The organism is Myxococcus sp. CA005, from assembly GCF_006518205.1.
Taxonomy (GTDB): domain Bacteria; phylum Myxococcota; class Myxococcia; order Myxococcales; family Myxococcaceae; genus Myxococcus; species Myxococcus xanthus.
Genome location: NZ_SRLV01000023.1, coordinates 102,858 through 109,185 on the forward strand (window position 1 = coordinate 102,858; position 6,328 = coordinate 109,185).

5 protein-coding genes are annotated in these 6,328 nt (G+C 70.5%); 4 read left to right on the top strand and 1 reads right to left on the bottom strand.

What is annotated here, in order from left to right:
* Positions 1-921 (top strand): cysteine synthase A, encoded by a 921-nt coding sequence (cysK, locus tag FMQ63_RS13025; RefSeq protein ID WP_011551682.1) that lies wholly within the window; start codon positions 1-3, stop codon positions 919-921.
* 11 nt (positions 922-932) lie between these two features.
* Here cysK and FMQ63_RS13030 read toward each other — a convergent pair whose 3' ends face one another.
* Entirely contained in the window at positions 933-2,069 is a 1,137-nt protein-coding gene (locus FMQ63_RS13030; protein ID WP_011551681.1) for an aminotransferase class V-fold PLP-dependent enzyme, read from the bottom strand.
* 139 nt (positions 2,070-2,208) lie between these two features.
* Between FMQ63_RS13030 and FMQ63_RS13035 the strand changes: the two genes are divergently transcribed.
* The 3 genes from FMQ63_RS13035 to FMQ63_RS13045 all read left to right on the top strand — a co-directional run bounded on the left by FMQ63_RS13035 (position 2,209) and on the right by FMQ63_RS13045 (position 6,242).
* Positions 2,209-3,810, top strand: coding sequence for a cytochrome c (locus FMQ63_RS13035; RefSeq protein ID WP_020477730.1), 1,602 nt, complete (start codon positions 2,209-2,211; stop codon positions 3,808-3,810).
* A gap of 252 nt (positions 3,811-4,062) precedes the next feature.
* A complete protein-coding gene (locus tag FMQ63_RS13040) occupies positions 4,063-5,352 on the top strand; it encodes a LamB/YcsF family protein (RefSeq protein WP_026113813.1) in 1,290 nt (429 codons plus the stop codon).
* The gene (locus FMQ63_RS13045) at positions 5,349-6,242 is read left to right on the top strand and encodes a biotin-dependent carboxyltransferase family protein (protein WP_011551678.1); all 894 of its coding nucleotides are present in this window, start codon (positions 5,349-5,351) and stop codon (positions 6,240-6,242) included. Before FMQ63_RS13040 ends, FMQ63_RS13045 begins: the two co-directional genes overlap by 4 nt.
* The last annotated feature ends 86 nt before the right edge of the window (positions 6,243-6,328 follow it).

A 6,328-nucleotide genomic window follows, 5' to 3' on the forward strand; every position in this document is an offset into this window, starting at 1 on the left:
ATGAAGGTGAACAACATCCTGGAGACCATCGGAAACACGCCGCACGTGCGCATCAACCGGCTGTTTCCGTCCCGCGTGACGGTCCATATGAAGCTCGAGCGCGCCAACCCGGGCGGCAGCATCAAGGACCGCATCGCGTTGTCCATGATTGAGGACGCGGAGCAGCGCGGCCTGCTCAAGAAGGACAGCGTCATCATCGAGCCGACCAGCGGCAACACCGGCATCGGCCTGGCCATGGTGGCGGCGGTGAAGGGCTACAAGCTGGTGCTCGTCATGCCGGAGTCCATGAGCGTCGAGCGCCGCCGGCTGATGGCCGCCTACGGCGCCACCTTCGAGCTGACCCCGCGCGCGCAGGGCATGAAGGGCGCCATCGCTCGCGCCAATGAACTGCTGTCGCAGGTGCCCAACTCGTGGATGCCGCAGCAGTTCGAGAACGAGGCCAACATCGAGGTCCACCGCCGCACGACGGTGCAGGAAATCCTCAAGGACTTCCCGGAAGGGCTGGACTACCTCATCACCGGCGTGGGCACCGGCGGGCACATCACCGCGTGCGCCGAGGAGCTGAAGAAGGTCTGGCCGAAGCTGAAGGTCTTCGCCGTGGAGCCCACCAAGTCGCCCGTCATCAGCGGCGGCCAGCCGGGCCCGCACCCCATCCAGGGCATTGGCGCCGGCTTCATCCCGAAGAACCTGCACAAGGACGCGCTGGACGGCGCCATTCAGGTGACCGAGGAGGACGCCTTCGAGTTCACCCGCCGCGCCGCGCGTGAGGAGGGCATCTTCGTGGGCATCTCCACCGGCGCCGCGCTGTCCGCCGTGAATCAGAAGCTGGGCGAGATGACCGACGGCAGCCGCGTGCTCGCCTTCAACTACGACACGGGCGAGCGCTACCTCTCCATCGAGCCGCTCTTCCCGGCCCAGTAGTCCCGGGGCCCTCAGCCGCGGTGCGTCCGCACCAGCTCCACCAACCGGTCCATCTCCTCGGGCAGGTTGTAGAAGTGGGGTGAGAGGCGGACGCGCCCGCGGCGCACCGAGAGGGCCACCTCTCGTCCGGCGAGCCACGCGCCGAGCGCGCGGGCCTCGCCCTCCGGAGGCAGGAACGTGAGGATGCCCGCCCGGTGCTCCGGCGCGGGCCCCACGTCGCAGCCCAGCCCACGCAGCCCTGTCTCCAGTTGGCCCAGCAGTTCGCGGATGCGCGCGGAGATGGCGTCCACCCCCACCTCGTGCAGCAGCTCCAGCGCGGCGCCCAGGGCGTAGATGCCGGTGTACGCGGCGCTGCCCTCCTCCAGCTTGCCCGCGTCCGGGCGCAGCTCGAAGTGGCTGCGGTTGAAGTTCCAGGCGTCGGTGGTGCTGCGCCAGCCCACCAGCACGGGCCGCAGCCTGGGCAGGACGTCCTTGGCCACGTAGAGGAAGCCGATGCCGGCGATGCCCAGCATCCACTTGTGGCTGTCCGCGCTGAGGAAGTGGATGCGGCTCTTCTTCACGTCCACGGGGATGCAGCCCACGCTCTGGATGCCGTCCACGCAGAACAGAACGCCCGCCCGCTCGCACAGGGCGCCCACCGCATCCAGGTCCGTGCGGTAGCCGGTGGCGAACTGCACGGAGGAGACCGCCACCAGCCGGGTGCTCGGGGTGAGCGCGGCGGCCACGGCTTCCGGCGTGACGCCCCCTTCGGGCGTCTGGATTTCGCGCACGGTGACGCCGCGGTCCTTCAGGTGCAGCCAGGGATAGACGTTGGAGGGGTACTCCAACGAGGATGCGACGACGACCTCGTCGCCGGGCGTCCAGTCCAGCCCCTCGGCCACCAGGCCCAGGCCGTGGCTGGTGTTGCGCACGAAGGCAATCTCGCCGGGCTCGGCGTTGATGAGGCGGGCGGCCAGGCCCCGCACGCGCTCGCAGTGGGCCTCCCAGCCGCGCTCGTGCTTGATGCCGTGGTGGACGATGTCCTCCATCCACCCGCGCACGGCCTCGGCGGCGCGCAGGCTGGTGGGAGCCACACCGGCGTGGTTGAGGTAGAGCTGCTCCTTCAGCACGGGGAAGAGGTCTCGGTAGGACTCGAGCGAGCGCGTCATGGTGCCCGGAGTGTAGCCACGTCGCCGCGCCGCGCCGTACTTCGTGAAGGCCGGGTGTCCGCCGTGGACAGACGCGGTGGTTTTTCCGTCCCACCTTGGGATGCGATATGCGTCGGGTCCTGCTCGCCGCGGAGGACCCATGCGCCGCACCATCCTGGACGCCATGAGGAACACGTTGTTCGTGGGCGCCGCCCTGCTGGCGGGCTGCGCGGGAACCGTTCATGCCCCCTACCCGCCCATCCGCGCGGACATGTCCCCCGCCGCCCTGGAGCGAGGGGCCGCCATCTTCCACGCAAGCTGCGAGTCATGTCACCGAGGGGGCGACGCGGAGACGGCATCGGGCGCGCCGCTGCGCGAACTGCCCTCGTACATGGGGCGCTTCTACGCGGCGAATCTCACATCACATGCCGAGGCGGGCATCGGCGCCATGACGGATGAAGCGCTGGCGCGAGCCATCCGCTACGCCGTGAGCCGCGACGGGCGGTTGATGGTGATGCCCAGCTACGGCATGGGCGACGCGGACCTGGCGGCGGTGCTGGGCTTCATGCGCTCCGGGCACCCGCTCTTCACGCCGGATTCAGTGCCCGCGCCCCTGTCGAAGTTCAGCTTCTTCGGCGGTATTGGCTTCCGCTTCATCACCGGGAATGAGCCAGTGGAACGGCCCGCCTCGGGCATCCCCGTGCCGCCCAAGGCGGCGACCCGGGAGTACGGCCACTACATGGCGCATGACGTCTATGACTGCGCCTCGTGTCACACGGATGGCTTCAGTCCTCGGAAGACGGAGGGCGATGACGTGTTCGCGGGAGGCATGGCGTTCGTCGACCCGGAGGGAAGGAACGTTCATTCCAGCAACATCACGTTCCACGAGACGGGGCTGGCGCATTGGACGCTGGAGGACTTCACCCGCGCGGTGCGTGACGGACTGGCACCGGATGGCTCCGTGCTGCGCTCGCCCATGCCTCGCTTCCGGGGCATGGACGAGGTGGAGGCGCGAGCGCTCTACGACTATCTGCGCTCGGTGCCGCACAGGAAGAACGCGGTGAAGGGCGCGCGGCCGCGGCTCACCGCGGAGTCAGTCCGCCCGGACTGGGGCGCGGAGGAGATGGAGGAGCAGAGCGCGGAGGCACTCCCTGATGCGGTGCAGGCCAGCGCGCCCGATGAGACGCGCACGGGAGCTGTTCCCAACGCCAGCTCCTCCGTGAAGGGAGCAGGGGAAGAAACCTCGGGTCCGCTGGTTTCCCCCGCGCAACCTCCGGCCAACCATGAGGGCACACGGGGAGAAGACGCCCATGCCGCAGTGACGTCTTCGGCCTCGGCGACCGCTTCCGGCTCGGCGATGCACACAGCGCCCGGAGCCACCGACAAGAGCGCGGCATCGGCACCGTCCGCGAAACACGATGCGGCCAACACCGCTGCGGCCGGTCCCTCGACGCTGGCCAGCAAGCCCACCCCCACCCGTAAGCCGCGCCCCGCTGCGCCCAAGGTGGACGCCCCCGCCCTCTTCGTGAAGCTCGGCTGCGCGAGCTGCCACGCGCCTGGCGCGCGGTATCACGACCGGCTCGCCAAGGTCTCCTCGCGCAGCGAGGCCGAGCTGGTCCGATGGGTGCGAAACCCCGAGCAGTTCCTCCCCGGCACGCCCATGCCCACCTACGCGGAGTTGATTGACGAGAAGACCGCGCGTGCGCTGGTGCGCTGGGTGAAGGCGGGAGGCCTGGCCACGCTGCCCTCCACCTCGCGCTGAGCCGCGCCCCGACGCACGCGGAAAAAACGACCCGGAAATGACCGAGGAAAACCCCTGCTGGCGTATCCCGTCTGGAAGTTCTCAGCGGGCACCTCGTCGAGGCACCCGCTGGGCGCGTACCACCCCGGTGCCAACCGGCCCCAGCCCCGGGGTGGTGCGTGGGACTTCCCAGCGCACCGTCGGCTGGCACGCCAGCGTCTCCGGCTACAGGGACGGCTGCACCCGCGCCGCCGCTCGCGTACGGTGCGCCGCATGACGGAGTGCCTCCTCAACGTCGACCTGGGTGAGCTTCCTGGTGAAGACGAACAGCTCTACGCGCTGGCCCATGTGGCGAACATCGCTTGCGGCGGGCATGCCGGGGACGATGCCTCCATGCGCCGGGCGCTGGAGCGGTGCGAGCGGCACGGCACGCGCGTGGGCGCGCACCCGTCCTACGAGGACCGAGAGGGCTTCGGCCGCCGCGCGCTCGACGTCACGCCGGAGCACCTCCGGGCGCAAGTGGCCGCGCAGTGCGGCCGGCTCGCAAAGCTGGCGGCTGACCGTCATCTGCCCGTGGCGTACGCCAAGCCCCACGGCGCCCTGTACCACGCGGCCAATGCAACACCGGCCCTGGCCCGCGCGGTGGTGGCGGGCATCGTGGAAGCGCTGGGGACCGCCGTCACCTTCATTGGCCCCGGCACGGGCGCGCTGCACGACGCGGCCCTGGCGGCGGGTCTGGCCTACGCCCGCGAAGGCTTCGCGGACCGAGGCACCCGGCCAGACGGCTCGCTGATTCCCCGAGGACAGCCCGGCGCGGTGCTGACCGACCACGCCCAGGCGCGGGCCAACACCGTGCGCCTGGCCACCAGCGGCAGCGTGGACACCGTCTGCGTTCACGGCGACACGCCCGGCGCGGTGGAGCTGGCGCGCGAGGTCCGCGCCACCTTGGACGCGCTCGCGCTTCGCGCCGAGCCTCTGGGTGAAGGCGCCCTGCGACTGGTCCTTCCCGAGGGACTGGAGCGACGCGCCACGCGCGAGGCCCTCTGTGCCATGCCCGGCGTCCTCGACGCCGTCATCACCGAGGAGCACGCCTGCGTGTACTTCGCCCCGGATGCGCCACCCGAGGAGCCTCGGCTCGCGCTGGCGCGGTTGCTGCGCATCCCCGCCCCAGTGGCCGGCCGGCCCCTCACGACCATCTCCGTGCGCTACGACGGGCAGGACTTGCACGCAGTGGCGGAACGCGCGGGCCTCACCGAGGACGAAGTGGCGCGGCGCCACACCGCGCGCGAGTACACGGTGCGCTGCGTGGGATTCCTCCCCGGGTTTGCCTATCTGGGCGAAGTCGACCCGAGCATCGCGGTCCCCAGGCTGGCCACGCCCCGCACGCGAGTGCCTGCCCTCGCGGTGGGAATCGCGGGTGGGCGCACGGGGGTGTATCCCTTCGCATCACCTGGAGGCTGGAACCTCATCGGCACCGCGCTGGACTTCACCGCCTTCACACCCGAGGAGGGCTCGGTGCTTCAGCTCGGGGACCGGGTGCGCTTCAAGCGGGTGGACCGATGACGGGCTGGCTGGACATCACGGGCGTGGGTGCGCCCGTCACGGTGCAGGACGCGGGACGGCCGGGGAAGATGCACCACGGCGTGCCTCCGGGAGGACCGCTGGTCCCGGAGCTGCTCGCCCTGGCCAATCTCGCCGTGGGCAACGCGAGTGGAACGGCGGCGCTGGAAGCCTTCGGTCGGTTGGAGCTGCGCGCCCGAGGCCGAAGCGTTCGCGTGTCCATGGGCGGACACGCCTTCGCGCTGGCGGATGGAGAGCGCCTCACCGTCCCCGCGCCCGAGTCGACGAGCGTGCGCTATGTCGCGGTGGACGGCGGGCTCGCCGTGCCGGAAGTGCTGGGAGGACGCGGCACACTGCTGGTCGCGCGCCTGGGCGGACACGAAGGCCGCCTGCTGCGTTCGGGAGACAGCCTGCCCCTGGGTGACACGAACGAGCGCGCCGAGGCACGAGCGCCCGGTGCGTCACTGGATGCAGCGGCGCCCATCCGCGTGACGCTCGGACCGGACAACCGCCGCTTCGGACCCGCAACCGTGGCCACCCTGCTGTCGGGCGCCTTCACCGTGTCCGCCGCCACCGACCGTGTGGGGATGCGGCTCCAAGGGCCATCGCTCACCCATGGCGACGAAGGCACGGGCACGTCGCGCCCCATGGTTCGTGGGGCCATCCAGGTGACGCTTTCAGGAACGCCCATCGTGCTGGGCCCCGACCATCCGACGACAGGTGGCTATCCACTCATCGCGACAGTCATTCGCGCCGATTGGGGACGGCTGTGCGCCCGCCGTCCAGGAGCCGCTGTCCGGTTCCAGGAAGTGAGCCTGGAAGAGGCACGGGAAGCGTGGCGGCACCACGCGGAGCACTTCGGTGTCGGTGGAAGGCCGACCCCGCCCCCCTGAGTTCCAGCATCCAGGGGACGCAACTTTTTCCGGTTTCAACCGATACTGGAGAAGATGAGTCCCCCAAAAATCGGTTTCCGCGCCCC

What these genes read in the sequence shown, in the direction of transcription:
- FMQ63_RS13035 (WP_020477730.1), top strand. Translation starts at nt 2,209, where the DNA reads ATGCGCCGCACCATCCTGGACGCCATGAGGAACACGTTGTTCGTGGGC.
- cysK (WP_011551682.1), top strand. Translation starts at nt 1, where the DNA reads ATGAAGGTGAACAACATCCTGGAGACCATCGGAAACACGCCGCACGTG.
- FMQ63_RS13030 (WP_011551681.1), bottom strand. Translation starts at nt 2,069, where the DNA reads ATGACGCGCTCGCTCGAGTCCTACCGAGACCTCTTCCCCGTGCTGAAG.
- FMQ63_RS13045 (WP_011551678.1), top strand. Translation starts at nt 5,349, where the DNA reads ATGACGGGCTGGCTGGACATCACGGGCGTGGGTGCGCCCGTCACGGTG.
- FMQ63_RS13040 (WP_026113813.1), top strand. Translation starts at nt 4,063, where the DNA reads ATGACGGAGTGCCTCCTCAACGTCGACCTGGGTGAGCTTCCTGGTGAA.